Genomic DNA, 728 nt, shown 5'->3' with positions numbered 1-728 from the left:
AAAACGACAGCCGGGAGAAACCGCAATGAGCGCTCTCATATCCCGCCTGAAACGCCCGCTTGTTCTGGCAATGCTGGCAGCGATCCCGTTGCTCTACGCGCCGATAGCCAAATTCAGCGACAACCATGCGCTCTTGATCAATGCCAGTCCCAGCCTGCCCAACTGGGCATTCTGGCTGGATAAGAATTTTACCCCTTCTCGGGGCGCGTTGATATTCTTCGAGCCACCGCGTTCAGAACTACTCATCAATCACTTTGGCGCGAAACCGCAGATCTTCGGAAAGCGGATATTGGGCATGCCGGGCGATCGGGTTCGCCATGACGGCAAAAATGTCTTTATCAACAATAGGCTTGTGGCGCGAACCAAACCCAGAACCCGTAAAGGGGCAGCGCTTACCAAAGGTCCAGTAGGCATCATTCCGGGCGGCTGCTATTATGTCGGAACGTCCCACAAACATGGCTTTGATAGCCGCTATGGCGAGATTGGTTTCATTTGCGCGCCCCGGATTATTGGCACCGGGAGGGCAATATTGTGAACAGACTATCTTTGCCTTTCCTCATTACGGCCCTGCTGTCGTCACCGGCATTGGCGCGCGACTATGGCCAGCAGGGTACGCATTTCCCGATTATCGAACCGGATTTACTCGAACAGATTCAGTCGCGCCTTCAGACCATGGACAAGAACGGTGACATTGACCGGCTCAACCAGAAACTCAAAGCGCGCACCAT

Annotated in this window: 1 protein-coding gene and 1 pseudogene; both read left to right on the top strand. The window is 54.3% G+C overall.

The window, feature by feature from the left end:
- Window positions 1–70 precede the first annotated feature (70 nt).
- Window positions 71–535 (top strand): S26 family signal peptidase, encoded by a 465-nt coding sequence (locus C8024_RS08530; RefSeq protein ID WP_254305730.1) that lies wholly within the window; start codon window positions 71–73, stop codon window positions 533–535.
- Window positions 532–728 (top strand): annotated as a pseudogene (locus C8024_RS08525) (type-F conjugative transfer system protein TraW); the annotation flags it as partial. The gene C8024_RS08530 and the pseudogene C8024_RS08525, both read left to right, overlap by 4 nt.

Origin of the sequence: Sphingopyxis sp. BSNA05 (genome assembly GCF_013265645.1) — a bacterium.
Lineage (GTDB): Bacteria > Pseudomonadota > Alphaproteobacteria > Sphingomonadales > Sphingomonadaceae > Parasphingorhabdus.
Note: the sequence above shows the minus strand (reverse complement) of the source record. Positions and strands in the feature narration are given on the sequence as shown.